At 74.1% G+C, this 24769-nt stretch carries 17 protein-coding genes and 1 pseudogene; 7 read left to right on the forward strand and 11 right to left on the reverse strand.

Translation table 11 applies throughout. The features are described from left to right. Nucleotides 1-132: 132 nt before the first annotated feature. The gene (locus ACFVVA_RS19205; protein ID WP_387690947.1) at nt 133-615 is read right to left on the reverse strand and encodes a DoxX family protein; all 483 of its coding nucleotides are present in this window, start codon (nt 613-615) and stop codon (nt 133-135) included. A 25-nt stretch (nt 616-640) separates the two neighbouring features. Further along, nucleotides 641-1303 carry a hydrolase gene (locus tag ACFVVA_RS19210; protein ID WP_387690949.1) on the reverse strand — a complete coding sequence of 221 codons (663 nt, stop codon included), beginning with the start codon at nt 1301-1303 and terminating at the stop codon, nt 641-643. A gap of 320 nt (nt 1304-1623) precedes the next feature. Here ACFVVA_RS19210 and ACFVVA_RS19215 point away from each other — a divergent pair, with 320 nt between their 5' ends. The 5 genes from ACFVVA_RS19215 to ACFVVA_RS19235 all read left to right on the forward strand — a co-directional run bounded on the left by ACFVVA_RS19215 (nt 1624) and on the right by ACFVVA_RS19235 (nt 9453). Further along, nucleotides 1624-3504, forward strand: a complete 1881-nt coding sequence (locus ACFVVA_RS19215; protein ID WP_387691231.1) for an amidohydrolase — start codon at nt 1624-1626, stop codon at nt 3502-3504. Between the two features lie 107 nt (nt 3505-3611). After that, the gene (locus tag ACFVVA_RS19220; protein ID WP_387690951.1) at nt 3612-4298 is read left to right on the forward strand and encodes a YoaK family protein; all 687 of its coding nucleotides are present in this window, start codon (nt 3612-3614) and stop codon (nt 4296-4298) included. Nucleotides 4299-4481: 183 nt separating this feature from the next. Next, nucleotides 4482-7208 (forward strand): AAA family ATPase, encoded by a 2727-nt coding sequence (locus ACFVVA_RS19225; protein ID WP_387690953.1) that lies wholly within the window; start codon nt 4482-4484, stop codon nt 7206-7208. A gap of 152 nt (nt 7209-7360) precedes the next feature. Then, on the forward strand, nt 7361-8332 hold the full coding sequence (locus tag ACFVVA_RS19230) for a helix-turn-helix domain-containing protein (protein ID WP_387690955.1): 972 nt from the start codon (nt 7361-7363) through the stop codon (nt 8330-8332). A 95-nt stretch (nt 8333-8427) separates the two neighbouring features. Beyond that, complete coding sequence (locus ACFVVA_RS19235) at nt 8428-9453, forward strand: alpha/beta hydrolase (protein ID WP_387690956.1); 1026 nt, start codon at nt 8428-8430, stop codon at nt 9451-9453. A 360-nt stretch (nt 9454-9813) separates the two neighbouring features. On the opposite strand, the gene ACFVVA_RS19240 is transcribed toward ACFVVA_RS19235, so the two are convergent. Beyond that, on the reverse strand, nt 9814-12756 hold the full coding sequence (locus ACFVVA_RS19240) for a tetratricopeptide repeat protein (protein ID WP_387691233.1): 2943 nt from the start codon (nt 12754-12756) through the stop codon (nt 9814-9816). Between the two features lie 36 nt (nt 12757-12792). Next, nucleotides 12793-13185, reverse strand: a pseudogene (locus ACFVVA_RS19245) (winged helix-turn-helix domain-containing protein); the annotation flags it as partial. Nucleotides 13186-13394: 209 nt separating this feature from the next. Here ACFVVA_RS19245 and ACFVVA_RS19250 point away from each other — a divergent pair. Further along, a complete protein-coding gene (locus ACFVVA_RS19250; protein WP_387690958.1) occupies nt 13395-13823 on the forward strand; it encodes an Ohr family peroxiredoxin in 429 nt (142 codons plus the stop codon). A gap of 315 nt (nt 13824-14138) precedes the next feature. On the opposite strand, the gene ACFVVA_RS19255 is transcribed toward ACFVVA_RS19250, so the two are convergent. The 5 genes from ACFVVA_RS19255 to ACFVVA_RS19275 all read right to left on the reverse strand — a co-directional run bounded on the left by ACFVVA_RS19255 (nt 14139) and on the right by ACFVVA_RS19275 (nt 21898). Then, entirely contained in the window at nt 14139-14702 is a 564-nt protein-coding gene (locus ACFVVA_RS19255; protein WP_387690960.1) for a CGNR zinc finger domain-containing protein, read from the reverse strand. After that, entirely contained in the window at nt 14699-16474 is a 1776-nt protein-coding gene (locus ACFVVA_RS19260) for an ABC-F family ATP-binding cassette domain-containing protein (protein ID WP_387690962.1), read from the reverse strand. Before ACFVVA_RS19260 ends, ACFVVA_RS19255 begins: the two co-directional genes overlap by 4 nt. Before the next feature lie 76 nt (nt 16475-16550). Then, complete coding sequence (gene abc-f / locus ACFVVA_RS19265) at nt 16551-18185, reverse strand: ribosomal protection-like ABC-F family protein (RefSeq protein WP_387690964.1); 1635 nt, start codon at nt 18183-18185, stop codon at nt 16551-16553. Between the two features lie 360 nt (nt 18186-18545). Next, nucleotides 18546-18974 carry a hypothetical protein gene (locus ACFVVA_RS19270; protein ID WP_387690966.1) on the reverse strand — a complete coding sequence of 143 codons (429 nt, stop codon included), beginning with the start codon at nt 18972-18974 and terminating at the stop codon, nt 18546-18548. A 125-nt stretch (nt 18975-19099) separates the two neighbouring features. After that, on the reverse strand, nt 19100-21898 hold the full coding sequence (locus ACFVVA_RS19275; protein WP_387690968.1) for an ATP-binding protein: 2799 nt from the start codon (nt 21896-21898) through the stop codon (nt 19100-19102). Between the two features lie 529 nt (nt 21899-22427). Between ACFVVA_RS19275 and ACFVVA_RS19280 the strand changes: the two genes are divergently transcribed. Next, nucleotides 22428-22622, forward strand: coding sequence for a hypothetical protein (locus ACFVVA_RS19280; protein ID WP_387690970.1), 195 nt, complete (start codon nt 22428-22430; stop codon nt 22620-22622). A gap of 183 nt (nt 22623-22805) precedes the next feature. Here the strand turns inward: ACFVVA_RS19280 and ACFVVA_RS19285 are convergent, their stop codons facing one another. Together ACFVVA_RS19285 and ACFVVA_RS19290 are read right to left on the reverse strand one after the other, a co-directional pair. Further along, the gene (locus tag ACFVVA_RS19285; protein ID WP_387690972.1) at nt 22806-23534 is read right to left on the reverse strand and encodes a DUF4097 domain-containing protein; all 729 of its coding nucleotides are present in this window, start codon (nt 23532-23534) and stop codon (nt 22806-22808) included. Between the two features lie 515 nt (nt 23535-24049). Continuing rightward, nucleotides 24050-24676 (reverse strand): hypothetical protein, encoded by a 627-nt coding sequence (locus ACFVVA_RS19290; protein WP_387690974.1) that lies wholly within the window; start codon nt 24674-24676, stop codon nt 24050-24052. Nucleotides 24677-24769 lie beyond the last annotated feature (93 nt).

The following is a 24769-nucleotide window of genomic DNA, read 5'->3' on the forward strand; positions in this document are numbered from 1 at the left end:
GTTTTGTTTTATCCCCCCCCGGGTCTTCCCCCGGGGCGTTACCTCGGGGGGGGGGGGGGGCCCCGCGACGGGGCGGGGCCCCCTGGAGGGTTTCCCTTCCAGGGGCCCGAGCCCGTTCGCGTCGCGCGGGTGTCAGGTGCGGTGCAGGGCGAGGCGGGTGGCGAGTCCGCCGCCCACGCCGGCGAGGACGGCGGCGGGCAGGCACCACAGCGGCCAGGCGGCGAGGCCGAGGGCCCCGTCGAGCGACCACTGGCCGGGGCCGGTGGCGGTCAGTGCCGCGGCGGTGACGATCAGGACGAGGGGGAACTCGTACCCGTCGTGCTGGACCCACAGGCCGTGGGGCCACTTGACCGTCAGAGCGACGGTCATCACGCCCATGACGCCCGCGGCGGCCAGCGGGGTGAGCAGGCCGAGGGCGAGCATCAGCCCGGCCCCGACCTGGGTGACGCCGGCGGCCAGCGCGGTGAGCCTGCCGCCGCGGAAGCCGTCGCCCCGGAACTCGGCGGTGCCGCCCTCCAGTCCGCCGCCGCCGAGGTGGAAGCTGACCTTCTGGACGCCGTGCCCGGCGAGCAACAGGCCGACGACCACGCGCAGCAGGAGTAGGCCGGTGTTCATGTCGGACTCCGTCGGGTGGGTTCGGTCAGCCGGCGGCGTGCGGGTTGATCATGGACTGGGCGTAGACGAGGCCCATGCCGTAGGCGCCGCCGTGCTCCTTGACGAGCTCGGTGACCGCGACGTAGGTCTCGGTGCGGGCCCAGTCGCGCTGGAGCTCCAGCAGGACCTGGATCCAGGTGACGGGCACGGCGCCGGCGGCGGTCATCCGCTGCAGGGCGTGCTCGTGGGCCAGCGGGCTGACGCCGCCGGAGGCGTCGGCGACGACGTAGACCTCGTAGCCCTGGTCGAGGGCGGACAGGGCGGGCAGGACGAGGCAGACCTCGGTCCACAGGCCGGAGAGGATGATCTTCTTGCGGCCGGTGGCCTTGACGGCCTCGACCAGGGCCTCGTCCTCCCAGGCGTTCATGCTGGTGCGGTCGACGACCTCCTGCTCGGGGAAGACGGCCTGCAGCTGCGGCAGGATCGGGCCGGAGAAGGACTCGGCGGCGACGGTGGACAGCACCGTCGGAACGCCGAAGATCTTCGCGGCCTTGGCCAGGCCGACGGTGGCGTTGATGATCGCGGTGCGGTCGCCGCTGCCGGTGCCGAAGAACATCTGCGGCTGGTGGTCGACGAACAGCATCATCGCGTTGTCGGGGGTCAGCAGGTCCGGGCTCGGAGCGGCGTGAACGTTCGCGAAGTCAACCATGACGGCTCTCTCTTCTCGTGAATGCGGGGAACGACACAGGAACATGACACTGCGTCAGGCGCCCGGCCGGATCGGCGGGGCGGTACGTCGACGACACTAGCCCGCGGCCCGTGCGGGGTTCTGCTCGCTGCGCGCCCGGGACTGTTCCCACAACGCACGGCCACGGGCGGATCCACGGGAACCGGACCGTCGGACGGTGAAGTGCGCTGCCGGGCAACTGGCGATGCGCTGCGGAGAACCTCGCCCGCCGCGGTCCGCCTAGGTTCGCTGCGAGGCCTGCGCCGAAACACCACCCAACGAAGGGACTTCCCTTGTCCACCATGCCCGTTGCCGGGGTGCGCCCCGGTGCTCCCGAGCAGCCCGCCGACCTCGTCGTGCGCAACGCCAAGGTGTTCACCAACGATCCGCGCCGCCCCCGGGCCACCGCTGTGGCCATCCGGGACGGTCTGATCCGGGCGGTCGGCGACGACGCGGACGTCGCTCCGCTGGTCGGCCCCGGCACCCGGGTGGTCGACGCGCTCGGGCGCCGGGCCGTCCCCGGACTCAACGACGCGCACCTGCACGTCATCCGCGGCGGCCTCAACTACGTGATGGAGCTGCGCTGGGACGGCGTGCCGACGCTGCGCGAGGCCCTGGCGATGCTGCGCCTGCAGGCCGAGCGCACCCCGCCCGGCCAGTGGGTGCGGGTGGTCGGCGGGTGGTCCGCCGACCAGTTCGCCGAACGGCGCCTGCCCACCCTGGCCGAGCTCAACGCCGCGGCGCCCGACACCCCCGTCTTCGTCCTGCACCTCTACCAGTCGGCGCTGCTCAACAAGGCGGCCCTGCGCGCGGCCGGCTTCACCCGGGACACCCCCGACCCGGCCGGCGGCCAGATCGTGCGCGGACACGACGGCGAGCCCACCGGCCTGCTGATCGCCGCCCCCGGCGCCCTGCTGCTCTACTCCACCCTCGCCAAGGCCCCCACCCTGGACGAGGCCGACCGCATCGGCTCCACCCGCCACTTCCTGCGCGAACTGAACCGCTTCGGCCTCACCTCCGCGATCGACGCCGCCGGCGGCTTCCAGAGCTTCCCCGAGAACTACGGCACCGTCATGGAACTCGCCCGCCGCGGCGAGCTGAGCCTGCGCATCGCCTACCACCTCTTCCCGCAGACCGCCGGTCAGGAGCTCGACGACCTCACCCGCTGGGTCAACACCGTCCGCCCCGGCGAGGGCGACGAGTGGCTGCGCCTCAACGGCGCGGGGGAGAACCTCACCTGGGCCGCCGCCGACTTCGAGAACTTCACCGAGCCCAGGCCGCAACTGGGTGCCTACGAGAGCGAGTTCGAGAAGGCCGTCCGGATCCTCATGGAGAACGGCTGGGGCTTCCGCCTGCACGCCACCTACGACGAGACGATCCGCCGCGACCTCGCCGTCTTCGAGAAGCTCGCCGCCGAGGGCCTCTTCCCCCAGGGCAACCGCTGGCTCTTCGACCACGCCGAAACCGTCAGCCCCGAAAGCCTCGACCGCATCGCCGCCCTCGGCGGCGCCGTCTCCGTCCAGAACCGCCTGTCCTTCCAGGGCGAGGCCTTCGTCTCCCGCTACGGCGCCCCCGCCGCCGCCGAAGCACCCCCGCTGCGCGCGATGCTCGACCGCGGGCTGACTGTCGCCGCGGGCACCGACGCCACCCGCGTCTCCTCCTACAACCCGTGGGTCGCCCTGCACTGGCTGGTCTCCGGCCGCGCCGTCTCCGGGCGGCGGCTCGCCGCCGAGCACAACCGCCTCAGCCGCGAACAGGCCCTGGAGCTCTACACCCTCGGCGGCGCCCGCCTCACCGGCGAGCAGGACGTCAAGGGCCGTCTGACGGTCGGCAGTTACGCGGACCTCGCGCTGCTCGACGCCGACTACTTCACCGTGCCCGAGGCCGACATCCCGCACATCGAGTCCGTGCTGACGGTCGTCGGCGGACGCATCGTCCACGCCACCGGGGAGCACGAGGGCCTGGCCCCGGAGCTGCCCGAGGTGACGCCCTCCTGGAGCCCGGTCACCCGCTTCGGCGGCTACCACGCCACCCCCGCCCCCAGCCTGGCTGCCGGGGTCCGCCAGGCCGAGGGCGTCCTGGAGGCCGTGGCGGCCTCCGGCGAGCAGCACGCCTGGCGCGCGGCCCGCGGCCTCGCCCTGCCCGGACAGTCCCAGCTGCCGACGGACCCCTGCTTCCTCTGATTCCCCCGAGGCGCCGTCAGTTCCGCAGCGGGGCGCCGCCCCGGGCCGCTCGCCGAGGCCCGGGGCGGCGCCCCCGCCCGCAGCCCCCTTCCGTACGAGGAGCCGTCGTGACCACACCCCCGCCGCCGCAGCCGTCCGGACCGCAGATCCACGACCGCCACCCGCTGGCGCTGGCCCTGTTCGCCCTCACCCTGGTCAGCGGCCTGATCGACGCCGTCAGCTACCTCGGCCTCGGCCACGTCTTCACCGCGAACATGACCGGCAACGTCGTGGTCGTCGCCTTCGCCCTCGCCGGAGCGCCCGGCTTCTCCGTGGTCGGCTCCCTGACCTCCCTCGCGGCCTTTCTCCTCGGCGCCGGGGTGGCCGGCCGGATCGCCACCCGCCAGGGCGCGACCCGGCGACCCGCACGACTGCGCGCGGCCTTCGCCCTGGAGGCCGTGCTGCACGCCGCGGCCGCCGCCGTCCTCTTCGTGCGGAGCCCCGAGGGGTTCGCGCAGTACGCGGTGATCGCCCTGCTCGCCCTGGCGATGGGCATCCGCAACGCCACCGTGCGGGGCCTGGGCGTACCGGACCTCACCACCACCGTGCTGACCCTCACCCTGACCGGCCTGGCCGCCGACTCCCGCCCGGCCGGGGGCGCCGCCCCCCGCCAGCGCCGCAAGATCCTCTCCGTCGTCACCATGCTCGCCGGCGCCGTCCCCGGCGCGCTGCTGGTCCTGCACGGGCAGATCGCCTGGGCCCTGGTCGCCAGCGCCGTGCTGGCCGCGCTCACCGTGCTGCTCTACCGCGAGTGACCGGGACGGCTCCGTCCCCGCCCCGCCCCGGCGGCAGCGGCACGGGGACCGCCGGCGACGGTGCCCGTCGACGGGCCGGGCCGCCGGGGTCCGGGGCCGTACCGGCAGCGGAACGGTGGTTCCGGCGGGCGGTAGCCTGGGACGCCCGGTGAGCGGATCGGCCGGCCCGAGGGAGAGGAACCAGTGGCGGAGGACAGACGGTTTCCGGTCCTGGTCGGGCGGCAGCGGCAGACGGGACTGCTGACCGCGGCGCTGGTCCAGGCCGTGGACGGCGCGAGCGGGTCCACCGTCCTGCTGCGCGGCGACGCCGGTGTCGGGAAGAGCACGCTGGTGGCCTGGGTGGAGCGACTGGCGCGCGAGCGCGGGTTCACCGTCCTGCGCGCGGTCGGCACGGAGGCGGAGACGGACCTCGCGTTCGGGGCCCTCCACCAGGCGTTCTGGTCGCTGCTCCAGCACTCCGACGCGCTGTCCGCGCATCAGCGCGAGGCCCTGGACAGCGCCTTCGGCATCCGCTCCGGCACTCCGAGCGGCTTCGCCGTCGGCGCCGCGACACTGGCCCTGCTGGAGCGGGCGGTACGGACCGCCCCCGTGCTGCTGGTCCTGGACGACCTGCACTGGATCGACTCGTCGAGCGCGACCGTCTTCGCCTTCCTGCACCGGCGGTGCGCCGAACTGCCGGTGGTGATCGTCGGGGCCAGCCGCGCGAACGGACCGGCCGCCCAGACCTGGTCGGCCGAGGCCGTCGACGTCCCGGCCCTGCCCCGCGAGGACGCGGCCCTGCTGCTGGGCACCCGCTACCCCGAACTCGCGGTGCCCGCCAGGGAACGCGTCCTGGCCGAGGCGGCCGGGAACCCGCTGGCGCTGGTCGAACTGCCGCGCCAGCTGGCGGACGCCCAGCAGCGGGGAGCCGCCCCGCTGCCCGAACGGCTGCCCCTGGGGCGGAAGCTGGAACGGATGTTCGCCGAACGGCTCGGCACGGTGACGCCGGAGGTCGGCCGCCTGCTGCTGCTCGGCGCCCTGGCCACCGGCCCGGACTCCGGCAGCGCCGAGTGGCTCCGCGCCCTCGCGGACGAGAACGCGCGGGAGATCCTGGAACGGATCGAGGCCGAGGGCCTGGCCCGGCTCGACCAGGCCGGACAGCTCGTGTTCCGGCACCCCCTGGTACGCACCGCCGTCGTCTCCGCCGCCTCCGACACCGCCCGCCGGGAGGCCCACCGCGCGCTGTCCGAGGCCCTCGCACCGGAGGACCCCCGGCGACTGGTCCACGAGGCGGCCGCCGCCCTGCTGCCCGACGAGGACCTCGCGCACCGCCTCCAGGAGGCCGGCCACGAGCTGGCCCGCCGGGGCGGCGAGGCGGAGGGCGCCCTCCTGCTGGAACGCGCCGCCGTCCTCAGCCCCAGCTCCTGCGACCGCGTCCGCAGGCTCACCCGGGCCGCCGTGATGTCGGCCCGCGGCGGGCAGCTGCGCCACACCGCGGCCCTGGTGGAGGAACTGAGGAGCAGCACGGTCCCGCAGGACATCGCCCCGCTGTTCTCGTACGCGGTGGTCTACGCCGACCAGAGCCACCGCGTCGACTTCGAGTCCTCCGCCGCGCTGCTGCCCGCGGCCCTCGACGCGCTGACCGCGCCGGGCGCCGACACCTTCGGGGGGCTGGTCGAACAGGCCTGGTTCAAGCTGCTCCTCGCCGCCACGTACACGGACGACCCCTGGGCCTGGCGCGCCCTGGAACGGCACCGGGACGACGTCTCCGACGTGGGCCGGCTCTGTCTGCGGGCCTGGACCGAGCCGGGCCCGGACGCGGCCGCCGCCCTGCTGGCGACCGCCGACGGCATGACCGAGGAGCAGGAGGCCGGCGCGGCCTGGCTGCTGCTCTGGACCGCTTCGGCGCTCGACAACCCCGACAGCGCTCTGTGGCAGCGCTTCTCCGGGCTGCACGGCTACGCCACCCAGGGCTCGGTCGCCAAGGCCAAGGCCCACCAGGACTACCTGCTCGGGCACTGGGACCGGGCGGCCGTCTGCCTGCGCGAGGCCGAGGAGGCGGACGAGCTCGGCTACCACACGAACGGCCTGATGTTCCGCCAGTACTACGCCCACTTCCTGGCCGGCCGGGGCGACGTGGCCGGGCTCCAGGAGATCGAGCGGACCATCGGGCCGGTCGCCACGCGCGCCCGGATGCGGTACGTCCTCGACCGCCTGACCCATCTGCGGGGCCTGGCCGCGCTTGCCCACCGGCGCTACGAGGAGGCGTACGCGCACTTCTGCGAACTCACCCCGCCCGGGCGCCTGCCCGGCGGCCAGCCGTGGCACCACACGCTGGTCCTCGACCTGGTGACGGCCGCCGTGCACACCGGACGCCTCGACGAGGCCCGCGCCCACCTCGCGGCCGGAGCCGCGGCGCGCTCGGCGGAGATCTCCGGACGCCACGCCTTCCTGTGCGCGGCCGCCACCGCGCTGGCCGCGGACGACCCCGAGGCCGAGGCCGCCTACCTCGCCGCGTACGCGGTACCGGGCGCCGAGCAGTGGGTGTTCGACCTCGCGCGGCTCAGGCTCGCCCACGGCGCGTGGCTGCGCCGCCGCCACCGGCCCGGGGCCAGGGAGACGCTGCGCGCGGCCCACCACGTGTTCCGTCGGCTGCGGGCCACCCCCTGGGCGGCGCAGTGCGAGGAGGAACTGCGGGCCGCGGGCGACTCCGTGGCGCTGCCGCAGGACGGACCGGCCGCCGACCCGTCCGGGCTGACCGGCCAGGAGCTGCGCATCGCCCGGCTGGCCGCGACCGGCCTGACCAACAAGGAGATCGGCCGGCAGCTCCGGCTGTCGCCCCGTACCGTCGGGGCTCACCTCTACAAGATCTTCCCCAAGCTCGGCATCACCTCGCGGGCCGCGCTCGCCCATGCCCTCGATGGCGGCTGACCTGGGGAAACGTCCGCCCGGCCGGCTTGCCCCGGCCACCCCGCCGGGTTTCCCGGCGCACCGCCCCGGGACGACAGTCAGATGACCTACCGGCCCGCCGCGCCCGCGGGCCACGCTGAGAGTGCGCAGGACTCCGGCGGAAGGACGGTCAGATGGGCTTGCGGGTGACGACGGCGTCGGTCGCGGACCGCGACAAGGCGGCCTTCTGGAGCGGAGCGGTGTCGCGGTCGCTGGTGCCGCTGGAGGTGCGCCCGCTCACCGGGCGGCCGTTCGACGGACTCCTGGAGTCGCACCGCCTCGGGTACGTGCGGATCTCCACGCTGGAGGCCGACGCGGCCCGGCTCTCCCGCACGGCGGCGCTGATCGCGCGCACGCCGCACAGCGAGCCGCAGGTCGGGGTCGGCGTGCAGGTGTCGGGCCGGGCCGTCCTGGAGCAGGACGGGCGCCGCGCGGAGGTGCCGCCGGGCGGGCTGGTCCTCTACGACACGGCGCGCCCGTTCGCGGTGGACTACCCGGAGCGGTTCCGCACCCACCTGTTCCACGTGCCGCGCCGCCTGCTGGGGGTCCCGGAGCGCGACCTGCGGCACGCCTCCGCGACGGCCGTCGGCCCGACCGACGGGTGCGGACCGGTGATCCTGCCCTTCCTGGGTGTTCTCGCCGCCTCCGCGCACTCCTATCCCGACCCGGTCGGGGACCGGCTGGCCGGCAGCGTCGCCGGCCTGTTCAGCACCCTCATCGCCCAGCTGGTACCGGCCGGGGAGGCCGACGGACCGGGTGCCCGGAACGCCCACCTGGTCCGGCGGGTGCGGGAGTACATCGACCGCCACCTGGGCGACCCGGACCTGTCGCCCGAGCGGATCGCCCGGGCCCACCACATCTCCGTGCGCTACCTGCACCGGCTCTTCGAGGGCGAGGGCGTGACGGTGAGCCGCCTCGTCCAGCGGCTCCGCCTGGACGCCTGCGCCGGCGAGCTGGCCCGGCGCGGCCGCACCGCGCCCACCGTGTCGGCCGTCGCCCAGCGCTGGGGCTTCGCCAACCCGGCGCACTTCAGCCGGGCCTTCCGCGCCGCCTACGGCGTCCCGCCGCGCGAGTGGCGGGCACGCCCGTACGACGAAGCCGGCTGAGGAGCCGGCCGCCCGCCGCAGGGCACGACCAGGCCACCACGGCCGGGGCACACACGGAGCCACCGTGCCCGTCGACCGAAGCCAGGAGCAGAGAGTTGTCCGACCCCACCCCCCTGTCCGACCGGCGACCGGTGCTCGACCGGGCGCTCCAGGAGTTCCTGGACGCCCGGGTCGGCCGGTCCGCCGACGAACTGCCGGACCTCTCGTTCGCGGTGTCCGACAGCGCCCCGGGCGACGGCGCGTCCGGGGGCGGCGGCGGCGGGGGCGGGACGGGGAGCGGGGACCCGGACGATCCGTACGGCACCACCTCGGAGTGGCTCGCACTGCCCTGCGGGCCGACCGGGCGGGTGCACGTCCAGGTGACCAGACCGGTCGGTGCCGCCGAGCCGAGTCCGGTGGTGCTGTTCCTGCCCGGCCTCGGCTGGTCGCTGGGCGACGCCGCCTGCTACGCCCGGCTGATCCGGAAGTTCGCCCTCGGAACCGACGCCGCCGTCGTCTACGTCGACTATGACCGGGCGCCCGCGGCGCGTTATCCGGTGGCGGTCGAGCAGTGCCACGCGGTGGCCCGCTGGATCCAGGAGCACGGCCACGAGATCGGCCTCGTCGGCAGCCGGATCGCGGCTGTCGGCGACTCCGCGGGGGCCAATCTGGTGGCGGCGTTGACGCTGCTGGCGCGTGAGCGCGGCGATGTGCGGCTGGCGCAGCAGGTGCTGCTGTACCCGGTCACCGATGCGGACTTCGACACCGGCTCGTACCGTCGTTTCGCCAGCGGTTATTTCTTGCATCGTGACCACATGCGCCGGTTCTGGGACGACTACCTGCCCGAACCGCGGCTGCGTACGCGGGCCACGGCGGCGCCGTTGCGGGCGTCGTTGGAGGAGCTGGTGGGGTTGCCGCCGGCGCTGGTGGTCACGGCGGAGGCCGATGTGCTGCGGGACGAGGGCGAGGCGTATGCGGCCAGGCTCCGGGCGGCCGGTGTGCCGGTGGTGTCGACGCGCTACCAGGGTGTGATGCACGGCTTCCTGCTCGTCGGCGGGATCCATCCCACGGGCACCACCCGGGCCGCGCTGATCCAGGCCGTCGACACCGTGCACATGGCGCTGCACCGCCGCTTCTGGTGAACCCCGCCCGCCGCCTCGTCGTAGGCGGCGGGCCGGGTCACCAGGGTGCCTCAGGCGGCCGTACCGGCAGCGGGTTCGATCCCGGTGGCGGGGGCGTCGACCTCCGCCTGGAGTGCCCAGATCGGCTTCCAGGCCTGAATGGTCGACGTTGTCGCAGGGACGTCGGAAGCGCCATGCGAGGGGACGGCGGGCGAGGGCAGGACTATGGCTGCGATGGCCGCCGCGTACAGGACAAATTTGCTCACGAAAATTCTTTCCCGATGATCGTTTGAGCGGATTATCGGGAATGATTGCATGACAGTCGGTCCGTGCGCCAAATCGAACCTGCCAGGAGTTGGCATTGAGCCAACTTGGCGAGTTTTATTCGGTTTGCTGATCGAATTTGTTGCGAAGATTGCGCATTGTTTTCGATTCTGGCAGGCGAGCTGACTCGGCGAGCTCAACGGCGCGCTGAAGTGTCGTGCGGGCCGCGGCAACCTGTCCGGCCTGCAACTGCAGCTCGGCCAGCGCCTCGCAGGCGTGGGCCTCTTCCTCTGTCGCCTCGATCTGCCGGGAGAGGGAGACGGCTTGCTGGAGGTGGTTGAGCGCCTCGGATGTCCGGTCAAGGGCGTGCTCGGCTCGGCCGAGTCCGCGCAGTGCGGCGGCCGCCTCGCGCTGGGCGCCGATCGATCGGGCGAGTTCGAGGGCCTGCGCGTGCCGGTCCAGGGCGGCGTCGTTCCGGCCCGTCTCCAGGTATACAGTTCCCAGCCCGTTGATCGCGTCGGCCTCGTCCTGACGGTTCCCGGTCTGGCGAAAGGTGTGGAGTGCGGACCGGAGGAGTTCGGTGGCGCGGGCTGACTCGGCGGGGAGCGGCAGGGAACCCGCAAGGTTCATGCGGATGATTGCCAGGTTGTCCGGTGACAAGATGTCTTCCCCGATGGCCAGGATCTGTTCGAAGGCATCGCGGGCGGCATCCGGATTCCGGGCGTTGATATGCGTTCCGGCGAGATTGCCGAGAATCTGGAGCCGGAGGCGCGAATCGTTCAATGATTCAGCCAAAGGCAGAGCCTCGGTGAACGATTCCAACGCTTCCTGGGTGTCGCCGAGATGTATGAGGACCGCCCCGAGATTGTTCAGGCATCGGGCTCTGTTCCATTCGTCGCCCGATTTTCGGTGAACCTCGACGACCTGGCGCTGCATCGACAGTGCAGTCGACAGATCGCTCTGGCTCCAATGGATCCTTGCGAGTCTCTCCATCGCCTCCGCAGCGCACCCGGCGTCGCCAGCCGCTCGCGCGATGGCGAGTGTGCGTTCGGCGGCGCGTTCGGCGAGGGTGTACCGGGCGGTGTGGATCCGGATCGAGGCCAAGGCCAGGAGGGCGTGGCTCTCCGCCATGTCCTCACCCCGGCTGTGCCAGTGGTGGGTCGCGGCTCGGTGCATCTCGTCGGCCTCGCGCCACAGCCCCTCGGAGTCGAGAAGTTCGGCGAGGACATGGGCGAGCCAGGCGGCCTCCTCGCCCAGGCCGGTGGCTCTGGCATGAGCCTCCACTGAGACCAGGCCGGGGAGTTCCGCCCTCAGCCAGGCCTTGATCGCCTTGTCGTCGGGCCAGTCGAGCTCGTCCGCCAGCTCATTCACCAGCCCTCCCGTGGGGGCGAGTTGCGGCAGCTCGGGGACGGTCCGCCGGAATCGCCGGGGATTGAGCGTGCGGTCGGCTCGATCGGCTGCCCGCAGCGCGAACCCGATGAGTCGCCGTACAGCCTGCTGCCGTTCCTCGGCCGTGACGAGATCGACGGCGAACTCGCGCAGGAGGTCGTGCAGCACGTACCGTTCCGGCGAGTTCTCCTGGAGCATGTGCAGGTCGTGCAGGCTCTCCAGGATCCGGTCGGTCTCCCGCAGGGGGCGTCCGATCAGGGCGGCGGCGGTGTCGGGGCCGAGGTCGGGGCCGGGGTGCAGGCCGAGGCGGCGGAACGCCTCCTGCTGGGTGCGGGAGAGCGAGCGGTACGACACGTCGAAGGCCAGGGCCACGCTTTCGAGCCCGTGGCGGAGTTCGTTGAGCCGGCCGCTGCGGCGGGACAGCCGCCGCACGAAGTGTTCCAGGGACCAGGTGGGGTGGGCCTTGAACCGGCTCGCCGCCAGGTCGACGGCGAGCGGGAGCCCGCCGCACCGCTCGACGAGCGCATCGACCTCGGCGGGATCGCCGGTCCGTTCCTTTCCGGCCAGTGCGACGAAGAGTCCGGCCGCGTCCTCGGGCGACATGGGGTCGAGGTAGAGCGGACTGCAGGGGAGTTCGGCGAGCCGGTGACGGCTGGTGACGAGGATGCAGGCGGCGGGATTGCCCGGGAGCAGGGGGCGGACCTGTCCGGGCCCTCGGGCGTCGTCGAGCACGACCACGGCCCGGCGTTCGGCGAGCAGGCCGCGGCACCGGGAGGCCAGCTCGTCCCGGTCGGTGGGGATCGAGGCGGCCGGGACCCCGAACTGTCTGAGCAGCAAGGTCGCCACCGCCTCGGTGTCCAGCGGCTGTTGGGCGCCGCCGTTGGCGCGGAGGTCGACGTAGTACCGGCCGTCCGGGAAGCGGTCCCGGAGGAGGTGCGCGGCGGTGACGACGAGGCTGGTCTTCCCGGTGCCGGCCATGCCGGAGACCGCGCGGATGCAGCCGCCCGCGCTGTCCGGCGAGCCGCTCGTGGGCGCCGACAGCAGGTGCCGGAGTTCGGCGTCGCGGCCCACCATCCGGTGCCGCACGGGGAGGTAGTTGCTGCGCGCGGGGCCGTGCTCGGCGGCGATGGGCGCAGCGACGGGCCGTCCCGGGCGGGTCAGGATCTCGCCGATCGGGGCGCGGCGGAGGATGCGCTGCTGAAGTGCCCTGAGCTGTTCGCCGGGTTCGGCGCCGAGGTACTCCAGCAGTTCCCGCCGGGTCCGCCGGAACACGTCCAGCGCCTCGGCGAACCTGTCGCAGCCGTAGAGCGCGGTGATCAGGTGGCCCGCCACCCGCTCGTCGGTCGGTCGCTGTTCCGCCAACGCGGCCAGTTCGGGGACGAGTTCGGCGAAGTGCCCGAGTCTGAGCTCGACCTCGCAGCGGGTCAGCATGGTGGCGAGCCACTGGTCGCGCATGGTGCTTCTGGTGGCCCGGGCCCATTGGCCGGGCAGGCCGGCGAGGGGCTCGCCCCGCCAGGTGTCGTCGGCGCGCCGCAGGAGTTCGAGCGCCTGGCGGTCGTTGCCCGCGTCGGCGAGCGATCGGGCGCGTCGCCCGAGCCGCACGTACCGGGGCCAGTCGACCCGGTTCGGATCGGTGTCCAGGGCGTAGGCGTGCGACTTGCGGTTGATCACCGCGGGTGGCGCGCCGTCGTCGGCGTGCTGTGCCTTCCGGAGCGCGGAGCGCAGCCGGGAGACGTAGGAGTGCACGGCCTCCCGGGCTTTGGCCGGGGGCTCGTCGCCCCAGAGCCGGGTGATCAGGGTGTCCAGTGGTACCGGTCGGCCGACGTCGAGTGCGAGTGCCGCGGCGAGACAGCGCAGCTTGTTGGTCCCGAGCGCCACGGGCCTTCCGTGGACGGACAGTTCGACTGCTCCGAGCACATGGAACTCCACGGTACCCCCGCCGGTCGGTCCCCATCCGTCGCCTCGGAGAGCATGGCATGTGTGCGGCCGGTCGGCCATAGCACGTACCGGCCTCGGGGCGGTTCGGCTTCGGCATGTTCTCCGGCTTTCCGCCTGCTGTGTGGTATCCGCCCCGGGCCCGCCGTCGCTCGGGCCCGGCATCGCTCGGGCCTGGCGTCGCGTCAGGGCCGGTCTCCCGCGGGCGGTTCGGCGGCGGGTGCGGAGGCCGTCGACATGCGTCACCGGCTTGACTGGTGACGCGTGGGGTTGCCATCATTGCGTCACCGGCTCGACCGGTGACGCTGCGAAGGTGTGAGTGCGTCACCGTGACGGGTCGGACGCCGATTCGATCCAGATGGGGAGCACCAGTCATGGCAGTCAGCTACACCGCCGTTGTCGACGTCGACGGTGAGGGCCGCAACGGCGGCCGGGTCCGTTCCTCCGACGGGCTGCTGGAGACCGGTCTCGCCACTCCGAAGGAGTTCGGCGGCGGCGGTACGGCGACCAACCCGGAGCAGCTCCTCGCGGCCGGCTGGGCCGCGTGCTTCCTCGGGGCCCTTCGCCGGGCGGCCGGCGACCGCGGAATCCGGCTCACCAGCACCACCATCACCGCCGAGATCACGCTGACCCACGGCGACGACGACGAGTTCGCGCTCTCCGCGGTCCTCCGTCCCGTGCTCGGCGGCGTGGACCGGGCCACCGCCGAGGAGCTGGCGCACGCCGCCCACCGGATCTGCCCGTACTCCAAGGCCACGCGGGGCAACATCCCGGTCGTCATCCACGCCGGCGTCGCCGCCTGAGCCGCACCCCCTGACGGCGGGTCCCGTGCCTGTTCCCCCGTCCCGCACGGGACCCGCCCACACTCCCGCATCGCATCGCACCGCACCGCACGACCCGGGGCGTCGGGGCGCGCTTCGGGTGCTTCTCCATGAGTTCGTCCCGCAGTTCCTTCGCCGGGCACGGTTCGTCGTGCCGGCCCAGGAGTTCCGCGAGCAGGTCACCGGGCAGAGGCCGGTCCGGACGGCGGGTCACAACCGTTCACCCCCTCGGCGTGGATGGTGCTGCATGGCACCCAAGCCGGGGTCCGGCCGCCGAGGCGTGCGGTCGTGGAGGGACTACCGGGCGCCCGCGGCGGACGGCGTCTTCTTCCGCGCGCGGTAGGCGGCGGCCTTGATCTTGTTGCCGCAGGACTCCATGCCGCACCACTGGCGGCGCATGCCCCGGGACCGGTCGATGTAGACCCGGGTGCACTCCGGGTTGCCGCACTCCTTCATCAGGGGGACGTCCGGGCCGCTGAGGAGTTCGACCGCCTGGCGCGCGACGGTCGCCAGCGCCTGCTCGGGGGTCGCCTCGTTGTGCCGCCCGGTCATGGTGAGCTGCGGTGTCACGGGCGGCTTTCGCGCGGCGGCGTTGAGCACGGCGAGCGCCTCGCGGTCGAAGGCCTCGTCGAGCCGCCGGTTGGTGACGAGCCGGTAGATCGCCTCGCGGACGGTCGTCGCCTCGCGGACGTCGTGCTCGTCACCGGGCGTGATCGTGTCCACCAGCCCGCAGTCCAGGTACCAGGCGTTCAGGCGCTCCGGCGTCACGAACATCTCGAACCGGACCGTGCGTCGTGCACGGAGCGTGGCCGCGAAGTCCAGAGCCGGGTGCCCGCAGACGAAGACATGGTCAAGGTTCACATCACCATGCTGACAGGTGACTGTGTCGAGGTGCAATAACGCGTGGCGCCGGCCGGGTCCAGCCGCAGCTCGCGGCCCCGCCAGCGCCGGCGCAGCCAGCGGTCGTGGCTCGCGAGGACGATCGCGCCGGGACCGGCGCCGAGGGCCTCCTCCAGTTCGTCGCACAGCCGTGGGGAGATGTGGTTGGTGGGCTCGTCGAGCAGCAGCAGTCCGGGCGGGTCGGCGACCAGGAGCGCCAGTGCGAGCCGTCGGCGCTGCCCGACGGACAGCCGGCCGACGGGCTCGTCCAGGTCCGCCGCGGGCAGCAGCCCCAGCGAGCCGAGCGGCACCTCCTCGGCGCGCGCCGCTCCCAGCGCCAGCCGGTAGATGGTGCGGGCGGTGCGGTCGGGCCGGTCGAACACGGTGTCCTGGGTGAGCAGCCCGACCGTCAGCCCGGGGCGCCGGCGGACGGTGCCCTCGGCGGCGAGGTGCCCGGCGAGGACGGCGAGCAGCGTCGACTTGCCCGTCCCGTTGCCGCCCGTGACCAGCAGCCGGTCGGTCGCCGCCACCTCCAGTGCGTCCAGTACGAGCCGGCAGGGTACCCGGACGTCCCGGAGCGACACCAGCGGCCGCGGGTCCTCCCCGGTGCCGGCGATCGGCGCACCGGCGTCCGCGGCCGGGGCGTTGACGTCCGCCACCACCTCCGCCATCGTCACCGCCGCCTCGGCCTCCGCACCCGGCGCCTCGGCCTCCGCCGCCAGCGCCCGGACGGCGAACCGCAGCGGGCGCGGCGGCGCGGGGACCTGTGCGCGCTCCAGCTCCTCCAGCCGCCGGGTGGCGTTGCGCACCCGGCGGGAGACCTGGCTCTGCACCCGGCCCGCCCGGTGGCCGTAGCCCATCTTCTCGTGGTCGCGCGGCCCCCGGTCCGGTGCGACCAGGTGGGCGGTCACGCCGGCGGACTGGCGCAGCCGCGCCAGTTCCTGCTGCTCCTCGGCGTGGCGCCGCTCCCAGCGCTCCCGCTCGGCGCGCTGCTCGCCCAGGTAGGCGCGGTAGCCGCCGCCGTAGCGGACCGGTCCGTCCACCGCCGGGTCGAGGTCGACCAGATCGGTGCAGACGGCGTCGAGGAACGCCCGGTCGTGGGTGGCGACGACGACGGTGCCGGGCAGTTCGCGGACCCGCTCCTCCAGGAAGGCGGCGGCGCCGTCGTCGAGGTGGTTGGTCGGCTCGTCCAGCAGCAGCGCGGCCGGCCGTCGCACGAGCAGCGCGGCGAGCGCCAGCCGGCCGCGCTGCCCGCCGGACAGCGAGCCGAGCGTGCGGTCGTGCCCGAGGGCGTCCAGGCCCAGCCCGTCGAGGACCAGTTCGGCCCGGCGGTCGGCGTCCCACGACTCCCGGTACCGGGCCTGTTCCAGGCGCCTGCCGTAGGCGTCCAGGAGGTCCGGGTGGCCGGGGTCGGACTCCGGGAGGCGGGCGATCTCCGCGCCGAGCCGGTCCAGCTCCGCGAGGTCCTCGCGGGCCTCGCGCAGCGCGTCGTCCAGGACGGCGGCGACGGTGGCGCGGGGCTCGAAGGGCATCTCCTGGTGGAGGAAGCCGAGGTCCGCGGGGCGCGAGACGCTTCCCGCGTCGGGTTCGTCCACGCCGGCGAGCACCCGCAGCAGGGTGGACTTGCCGGCGCCGTTCTCCCCGATCAGGCCGATCCGGTGGCCGGGGGCGGCGGTCAGGCCGACGCCGTCGAGGACGCGTCGGCCGCCGAGGTCGCGGACGAGGTCGTGGGCGATCAGGGCGTGCTGGAGCACGGGGAACCTTCCGAGGTGGGGGGTGGTGGGCCCGCCGGGCACGGTGCCTCGGCGGGCCGCGTCGCACGTCGGCGGATCACACCGCGGGCGCCCCGGTCTCCTTCAGCGTGCCGTCGGCCAGCCGGAGCCAGCGGTTCACCCCGATCTCGGCGAGGAAGCGCTCGTCGTGACTGACCACCAGGAAGGCGCCCTGGTAGGAGTTCAGGGCGCTCTCCAGCTGGCCGGCGCTGACCAGGTCGAGGTTGTTGGTGGGCTCGTCGAGCAGCAGCAGGTGCGGGGCCGGCTCCGCGCACAGCACGCAGGCCAGGGTGGCGCGCAGCCGCTCGCCGCCGGAGAGCACCCCGACCGGCAGGTGGGCCCGGGCCCCGCGGAAGAGGAAGCGCGCGAGCAGGTTCATCCGCTCCGTCTCGGGCCGCTCGGGGGCGAACGCGGCGAAGTTCTCCGCCACGGTGCGGTCGAGGTCCAGCAGGTCCAGGCGCTGCGAGAGGTAGGCGATCCGTCCGTCGTTGCGCTTGATCTCCCCGCTGTCCGGGGCGAGTTCGCCGGTGACCAGGCGCAGCAGGGTGCTCTTCCCGGCGCCGTTGGGCCCGGTGAGCGCGATGCGCTCGGGGCCGCGGACGCTCAGGTCGACGCCGCCCTCGGCGAACACCGGCCGGCCGGCGTGGCGGACCTGCAGGCCCTCGCCGAGGAAGAGGTTGCGCCCGGCGGGCACCTGGGTGTCGGGCAGTTCCAGGGAGAGGCGCTGCTCCTCGCGCAGGGCGCGCCCGGCCTCGTCGAGCCGGGCCTTGGCCTCGCCGACCCGGGCCGCGTGCATCTGGCCGGCCCGGCCCGCGGACTCCTGGGCGCCGCGCTTCATGTTCCCGGCGAAGATGCGGGGCAGGCCGGCGTTCTTGAGGTTGCGGGCGGCGTTGCTCTGGCGGCGATCGGCGCGTTCGCGGGCCTGCTGCATCTCCCGCTTCTCCCGCTTCAGCTCCTGTTCGGCGTTGCGGACGTTCTTCTCGGCGACCTCCTGCTCGGCCCGGACGGCCTCCTCGTACGCGGTGAAGTTCCCGCCGTAGAAGCGCAGTTCGCCGTTGCCGAGTTCGGCGATGTGCTGCATCCGGTCGAGCAGCGCGCGGTCGTGGCTGACCAGCAGCAGGCAGCCGTTGAAGTCCTCCAGCACGTCGTAGAGCTTGTGCCGGGCGTGTGCGTCGAGGTTGTTGGTCGGTTCGTCGAGCAGCAGCACGTCAGGGCGCTTGAGCAGTTGGGCGGCGAGGCCGAGGGAGACGATCTGGCCGCCGCTGAGCGTGCTCAGGCTGCGGTCCAGGGTGAGGTCGGCCAGGCCGAGACGGTCGAGCTGGGCGCGGGTGCGCTCCTCGATGTCCCAGTCGTCGCCGATGGTGGTGAAGTGCCGCTCGTCGACGTCCCCGGATTCCACGGCGTCGATGGCCCGGATGATCCCGGCGATGTCGAGCACCTCGGCGACGGTGAGGCCGGAGGTCAGGGGCAGGCTCTGGCGGAGGTACCCGAGCCGTCCGGTGGACGTCACCGAGCCGGTGGCGGGCTTGAGTTCGCCGGCGATCAGCTTGAGCAGGGTGCTCTTGCCGGAGCCGTTGGGGGCGACCAGGCCGGTCCGGCCGGCGGGCACGGTGAAGGACAGGTCGTGGAAGACCGGGGTGTCGTCGGGCCAGGCGAAGGAGACGTTGGAGCAGACGACGGCAGCGTCGGACATGGGGATGACCTCGAAGGGAATGAGGGCAGGAAGATGGACCTCTGCCCTGGGCAGACGTGCGGAAAAGGGGTACGACGAAGCCGACCACTTCGGCGGCGCTCCTGAAGCACCGGCCGGTGGCCGTCAGATCCGGGTCTCACCCGGAGATGTCGTCGTCACCCGCCACGTCTGCCACTCCTCGATCACACGACTACAGGTCACGGCCACTGTAGCAGGGGCCGCCGGCCGGCCGGATGGCCGGACGGGTGCGCGCCCCGGTGGGTGTCGACCACAACTGTCCTTGGCGGCAGCGGCCTTCGCCCCGGCCGGGGCATGCCGAAGGGGCCGGAAGCCGGTGCTGTCGGCCCCTTCGGTGCGGGGTCACTCGACCCGAAGGGGTCCCGCGAAGGACTTGCGCAGGGCCGGGGGAGCGGCGACCGGGAGCAGCGCGGCGAGCATCCGTCCCTTGAGCGTGTTCGGCTGTCGCGTCAGCTGGACGTCGACCCGGGTGCCGTTCTCCTCGGGGGTCATCCGGAAGACCCAGCCGCCCCCGGGGCCGAAGAGCTTGGAGTCGAGGGTGGTGACGGTGACGGTGTCGCCGCCCGGTTCCCACTCGTAGCGGGCGCGCTCCCAGGCGGCGGAGGTGCCCTCGGTGACCTCGGCCCAGGTGTCGCCGAGCGCGTGGACCTCGAAGTGCTCGGCGTCGATGCTCGGCCAGGCCTCGGCGCGGGACGGGCCGAAGTCGGTCAGCACCGCCATGACGTCCTCCGTGCCGAGCGTGGAGACGAGATGGAACCGTACGACTGCCATGGTGGATGTCCTCATCAAAAGTAACTGCTCTGACCGGTGACGCAAGATTTCCATGAGCCTCCGTCACCTGTCAAGGTGGTGACGATTCATGGGGGAGTGCCCGGGGCCGCCGCCGTACGGCGGAGTCACGCGTCCGGGGCGGCGGGCATCCGGTCGAGGGCGTCGCGCAGGGCGGCGCGGGAGGTGATCCCGAGCTTGGGGAACGCCCGGTAGAGGTGGGAGCCGACGGTGCGCGGGGACAGCCGCGTCCGCAGGCCGATCTCCTTGTTGGTCAGACCGCCCGCGGCGAGGTCCGCGATCCGGCGCTCCTGCCAGGTCAGGGCCGCGACACGGGCCGCGCCGCGGGCGGGGGAGGCCGGCGGGCAGGCGCCGGTGGCGTGCAGTTCGGCCCGGGCCCGCTCGGCCCAGCCGGCCGCGCCGAGCCGCTCGAACGCCTCCGCGGCGGAGGTCAGCGACGACCGTGCGGCCTTCCGCCCCCGGGCCTGGCGCAGCCGGACGCCGTGGGCGAGGCGGATCCGGGCGAGCTCGAACGGGAAGGCGCCGGCCGCCGGGTGGCCCTCGGCGCGGCGGCGCCACTCGGCGGCCTCCGCCGGGTCGGTGGCGGTCATGGCGAGCGCGCCGTACGTGACCAGGGCCAGGCGCGGGGAGAGGCCGGGCAGGCCGGCCTCCCGGGCGGCCAGCGCGTGCTGGCGGGCCTGCTCGCGGCGGCCGGTGTGCAGGGCCGCCTCGACCAGGTCGAGCAGCGTCCGGGAGGCCTGCTGCGCGCAGGGCGCGAAGGAGCCGGGCGGCGTGATCGCGGTGGCGTGCAGGTAGGCGGATTCGTAGTCGCCGGCCGCGAGGGCGGCGGCGGCGCCGACGGCGTCGGCGAGCTGGGTGAGGAGGCCGACGCCGCGGGGGCGGGCCCAGGCGTCGACGTCGGCCCGGAGCTCCCGCGCGCGGTCGGCCCGGCCGCGCATCGCGGCCAGCAGGCCGAGGTGCGCGCGGGTCTGGTGGGCGAGCAGCGGGTGCTGGTGGACGGCGGCCAGTTCCAGGCCGCGCTCCCCGGTCCGCTCGGCCTCGTCCCACTCCCCGGCGGCCAGTTGGTCTTGCATGATCAGGTGCAGCATGGTCAGGCCGGCCGTGGCGGCCCCGGTCCGCAGCTCGCGCTCGACGCCGCGTCGCAGGTGCGGCCGGAGCCGGCCGAGGGCGTCCACGTGGTGGGCGGCGACCGACAGCCGGGCCAGGTCCCAGGGCTGCGGCGTGTCCGGGCCGGCGAAGGCGCGTTCCACCCGCTCCCGCACCCCGGCGCCGCGCCGGACCACGTCGCTCCAGGCGTCCTGGCAGAGGCGGGAGGTCGGCGGCACCAGGTCGCCCAGGGAGGCGAGGAGCTCGTGGGTCCGCTCCCACCCGGCCTCGTCGGCGGCGTACCGGTTCACGGTCAGGAGCAGGTCGACCAGCCGGGTGAGCGCCTCGGTCGGCTCGTGCCCACCGCTGTCGCGGATCCCCTCGATCGCGGCGAGGACCTGGCGCCGCGCGGACCGGACGTCCCCGTCCTCGTGGAGCGCGCCGTACGCCGACACGAGCACCGAGGCCGGGGAGGCGCCCGCGCCGGACCCGCCGTCGCAGCGTGCCAGCTGCCGCGCCCGGTCCAGCAGGCCGGCGTGACCGGCCACGAAGGCCGCGTCGCCCAGCCGCCGGGACCGCTCCGCGCGGCTCCCGCTCAGCTCCGCGGCCCGGGTCAGCCAGGTCACCGCGGCCACCGCCCCGCCGCGCCGGGTGATCGAGCCGGCGGCGCTCTCCAGCGCGGCCGCGACCGCCTCGTCCGGGCCGACCGTCGAGGCCGCCAGGTGCGGGGCGCGCCGTTCCGGGTCCTCGCGGTGCACCCGCGCGAGCACCGCGTGCGCCGAGCGCCGCTCACCGGGAGTCGCCAGCTGGACGACCGTCGACCGCACCAGGGGGTGCCGGAAGACGAACTCGCCGCTGGACGGGTCGACGTCCAGCAGCCCGCTGTCCGCGGCCGCCTCGGCGCCCGTCATCCGGTAGTGCGCGCGGAGGGCGCGACCGGGCGCCGCGCCCGCGGCGACGCCGTCCAGGGCTGCGCGCAGCAGCTCCGCGCGGACGGCCTCGCCGAGCGCGCCGATCCGGGCGCCGTACACGTGCCGCAGCCGGCGGGGCAGCGGGACGCCCGCGCACCCCGGCAGCTCCGGCCGGCCGCCCGCCGCCCGGCCGTCGGGCAGCGCGGGGGCCGTGCGCAGGACCTGCGGCGGCAGTTCCACCAGGGCCAGCGGGTTCCCCCGGGCCTCGTCCAGGACCAGCCGCCGGATCCGGGGGTCCAGGCCGGGATGGCGCAGGGCCAGGAGCTGCTCCGAGGCCGGCCCCGACAGCGCGCCGACCGGCAGCGGCGGCAGCGCGGCCCGGTCGAAGTCGCAGGGCACGTCGGAGCGCAGGCCGACCAGCAGCTTCACCGGGCTCACGGTCAGGCGCCGCCCGACGAACCCGCACACCTCGGTGCTGGGGCCGTCGAGCCACTGGCCGTCGTCGAGCACCAGCAGCAGGGGCTGCCGCGACGCCGCGCGGGAGAGCAGGCCGAGGACGGCGACGCCGAGGGCCATGACCGAGGGCGACGGGCCTCCGCCGCGGCCGAACACGACGTCGAGGGCCGCCCGGTCGACGGCGTCCAGTCGGCCGAGGTCGACCAGCAGCGGGTGCAGCAACTGGTGCAGGCCCGCGAACGGCAGCTCCCGTTCGGCCTCCGCGCCGCACGCCCTGATCACCCGGTGGTTCCGGTCGGCGGCGAGCCCGGCGGCGTGCTCCAGCAGGGTGCTCCTGCCGACACCGGCGTCGCCCCGCAGCACGAGGGAGCGGCCCTCGGCGGCCGTCACGAATCCGGACAGCACCCGCTGCTCGTGCTCGCGGCCGACGATCCTCCCGTTGATCGGTTCCACGTGGCCCCGCGTCCCCTTCCTGTCGGTCCGTCCGGCGCGTCGCGCCCCGCGGCCGGCCCCTGCGCAGGCCCGTGCCCGGCACCGCCGGGTGACGGTGCCGGGTGGCGGGTGCGGGGCGGGTCGTCGGCGGGCGGTGGCGCGGGCGGCGGCCCGCAAGGGGCGGCCGGCAGCGCCGAAGTCATCACCGTCCTGACGGGTGATGAGACTGCCGTGTCCGATCGTCACCTGTCAAGATGGTGACACCTGAGGGCGGAAGGGCGCGGCGCCCGAGGGGCGCCGTACCGCGTTGTCACGCCGGGCCACCCGACAACTCAGGTCCGCCAGCGGAAGGTTGGAATGGGCCGGGGGAGGATCCTTGCATCTTCGACAAGGTGTCGGGGGTGCGGAATCGGCCAGGCGTGTGTGAGGCGCGGGCGCTTTGCCCGAATTTCATCACCGTCTTGACGGGTGACGATGCACGGTGCACCCTGAAGGTCGTCCCCGGCGCCGTGCGGGCGCCCGTCCTTGACCGCCGGTCTGGAGAGTGGCCATGAGCAAGCAGCCCGCGGGCGACCCCGCCGCCGAGGCGCGGCACGCCCGCTACGGCATCCTTCCCGAGCGCATCCGCTTCGAGGACATGACCGAGGAGGCGGCGGGCGGCCCGGGCGGCGCGGCGAACGCCGCGTACAACCCCGAAAGCTCCTGGAACTTCTACAACTGCCTGGCCGTCGACCTGGGCCTGTGACCCCGGTGGTCGATGGCCGGCCGGGGCGCCGGGCCGTGCGGGCGGCTCGGCACCGCTGCTGTCGACCTCGCGCGAAGGGGCCTCCTCGCGACAAGGGCCGAAGCCCCCGCCGGATTCGCCCGGAACGCCGACAGCGTGCTGCCGCCCGACGGACCGCCGGGCGGCAGCACGCTGCGGGGATCGTCAGGCCTGCTTGACCGTGATGCGCCCGTTGCTGGTGCTCAGGGTGAGCCGGTACCGGCCGGACGGGTCGTCGGAGACCCCGATGTCCTGGTGGCCGTTGTCGCTCTTCGCGGACACCTTGTACGCGGCGGCCGGCACGAGCAGGGTGATGGCGCCGTTGGAGGTCGACGCGGAGACGTCCTGCGGCCTGGTCGAGGTGATGTCGATCGCGCCGTTGTGGGTCTCGGCCTGGATGCGGTCGCCGTTCAGTCCGCGCCCGGTGATGGCGCCGTTGGTGGTCGTCACCTCGGTGCTGCCGTTCACCCCGTCAAGGTCGACCGCCCCGGAGTGGGTGGAGACCTGCACGGCGCCCACCCGGGAGAGGCTGACCGCGCCGGAGGAGGTCCGGCCGCTGACCGGCAGCCCCGCGGGGACGTCGACGGTGTAGGTGACCGAGCAGTGCTGGCCGCAGCCGCCGAGCACCAGCACGCCGTTCTCGACCCGACTGGTCGCGCCCGGCTTGTCGTCCTGGTAGCTGACCGACCGGTGCACGGAGACCTTGTCGAGGCCGTCCTTGCCGCGCAGGGTCACGCCGCCGGAGGTGGTGTCGAGCTTCACCGCGGTGATCGTCCCGCTCACCGCGGCGTCGTCGTCGAAGGTGTTGTCGGGAGCCAACCCGCAGGCACTGAGACCGCCCGCGGCGGCCGCGAGGACGACGAAGGACGCGAGACGGCCGGGCTGCTGGCGCATGTCATTCCCCAGATCTGGAGGGCGTTCCTGAACGGCCCCGTCGCGGGGCGGACCCGACGACGCTATCCCGGTGCGAAAGTCATCGGCCATGGGGCTAACCCCCGTCTCCCGATGGGGAGTTCCCCCACCTCGGGGGCGCCGGGCGGCTGCGGATCACCGGCGAACCGGCGCAGGGCGACGCCTCGCGGAAGCGGCGTCCGAAGCAAGCGCGACGTTCGAAGGAAGCGCGACGTCCGAAGGAAGAGAAGAGGCCCTCGGAAGCGGCGGCGTGATCGCGGCCCCGGCGGGTGGTACGACGTGCCCCGAGCGCGACATTCGGGCGGAGGGGCGCCGGATCGACGGGGGAGCGATCCGGCGCCCGGCTCGGCGTCGGGGGTCGCGGCCTCGCCGCATCACCCGGTACGGGCCGACCGGGGCTGCGCCGTCACGGCCACCCAGATCTGTCGACCCGTCAGAAGAATTCTACGGACAACGACTTGACCTGTCCATGGGGAGTTCGGGGCGCCGGGCGGAGGTCACGCCCCGCGGGTGATGATCTCCTTCACGCCTTCCATGACGGCCTTGCCGGTCCGCCACTTCCGGAGGTGGCGGTCCGCCGCCAGTTCCTCGACGGCCGAGGTCAGCCAGGCGTCGTCACCGAGCCGTTCGACGTGGCCGAGGTCGACGATGTCCCCCAGCAGTTGGCGCAGCACCGTGAGCTCGGGCGCCGGGTACCACCACCCGTGGTGGACGAACCGGGGCCGCCACAGGTCGTAGGGGTGCCGGACCATGGCACTGAGGCAGGAGCCGTGGGCGCCGATCGCGCCGTCGTACGTGTTCAGGAGGCCGCCGACCGGCGTGCTGGGGAACCGGCCGCGGGTGAACCCGAGTTGCAGGCTCATCAGGCGGTCCCACGGCACCAGGAACGGATCCCGCCCGGCGACGCGGTGCTCGAATCCCCCGGGGAGGACGGCGAGGTGCGCCGTGCTCTCGTGGTCGCCGATGAACCAGCCGCCGTCGATCCGCACCAGGGGTCCGAGGCCGACGGGCGGCGCTTCGGCGCGGGAGGCCACGGGGGAGCCGGAGACGGCGGGGGAGTCGGAGGAATCGGGGGTGTCGGAGGCGGTCGACCGGTCCGCGGCGGTGGGGTGGTTGGCGTTCACGGCTCTCCTCAGGGCATGCGGTGCTGCGCACCGACCAGTCTTCCCGGCGCCACCCCTCGGGTCACCATACCGGCCGGCAGGGGCCGTTGAGCG

Origin of the sequence: Kitasatospora sp. NPDC058048 (genome assembly GCF_042885555.1) — a bacterium.
In the GTDB taxonomy this organism is placed as follows: domain Bacteria; phylum Actinomycetota; class Actinomycetes; order Streptomycetales; family Streptomycetaceae; genus Kitasatospora; species Kitasatospora lactacystinica.

Excerpts from the sequence above, each read along its gene's own strand:
- ACFVVA_RS19205 (WP_387690947.1), bottom strand. The coding sequence starts at position 615 with ATGAACACCGGCCTACTCCTGCTGCGCGTGGTCGTCGGCCTGTTGCTC.
- ACFVVA_RS19280 (WP_387690970.1), top strand. The coding sequence starts at position 22,428 with ATGAGCAAGCAGCCCGCGGGCGACCCCGCCGCCGAGGCGCGGCACGCC.
- ACFVVA_RS19215 (WP_387691231.1), top strand. The coding sequence starts at position 1,624 with ATGCCCGTTGCCGGGGTGCGCCCCGGTGCTCCCGAGCAGCCCGCCGAC.
- ACFVVA_RS19230 (WP_387690955.1), top strand. The coding sequence starts at position 7,361 with ATGGGCTTGCGGGTGACGACGGCGTCGGTCGCGGACCGCGACAAGGCG.
- ACFVVA_RS19270 (WP_387690966.1), bottom strand. The coding sequence starts at position 18,974 with ATGGCAGTCGTACGGTTCCATCTCGTCTCCACGCTCGGCACGGAGGAC.
- ACFVVA_RS19250 (WP_387690958.1), top strand. The coding sequence starts at position 13,395 with ATGGCAGTCAGCTACACCGCCGTTGTCGACGTCGACGGTGAGGGCCGC.
- ACFVVA_RS19210 (WP_387690949.1), bottom strand. The coding sequence starts at position 1,303 with ATGGTTGACTTCGCGAACGTTCACGCCGCTCCGAGCCCGGACCTGCTG.
- abc-f (WP_387690964.1), bottom strand. The coding sequence starts at position 18,185 with ATGTCCGACGCTGCCGTCGTCTGCTCCAACGTCTCCTTCGCCTGGCCC.
- ACFVVA_RS19285 (WP_387690972.1), bottom strand. The coding sequence starts at position 23,534 with ATGCGCCAGCAGCCCGGCCGTCTCGCGTCCTTCGTCGTCCTCGCGGCC.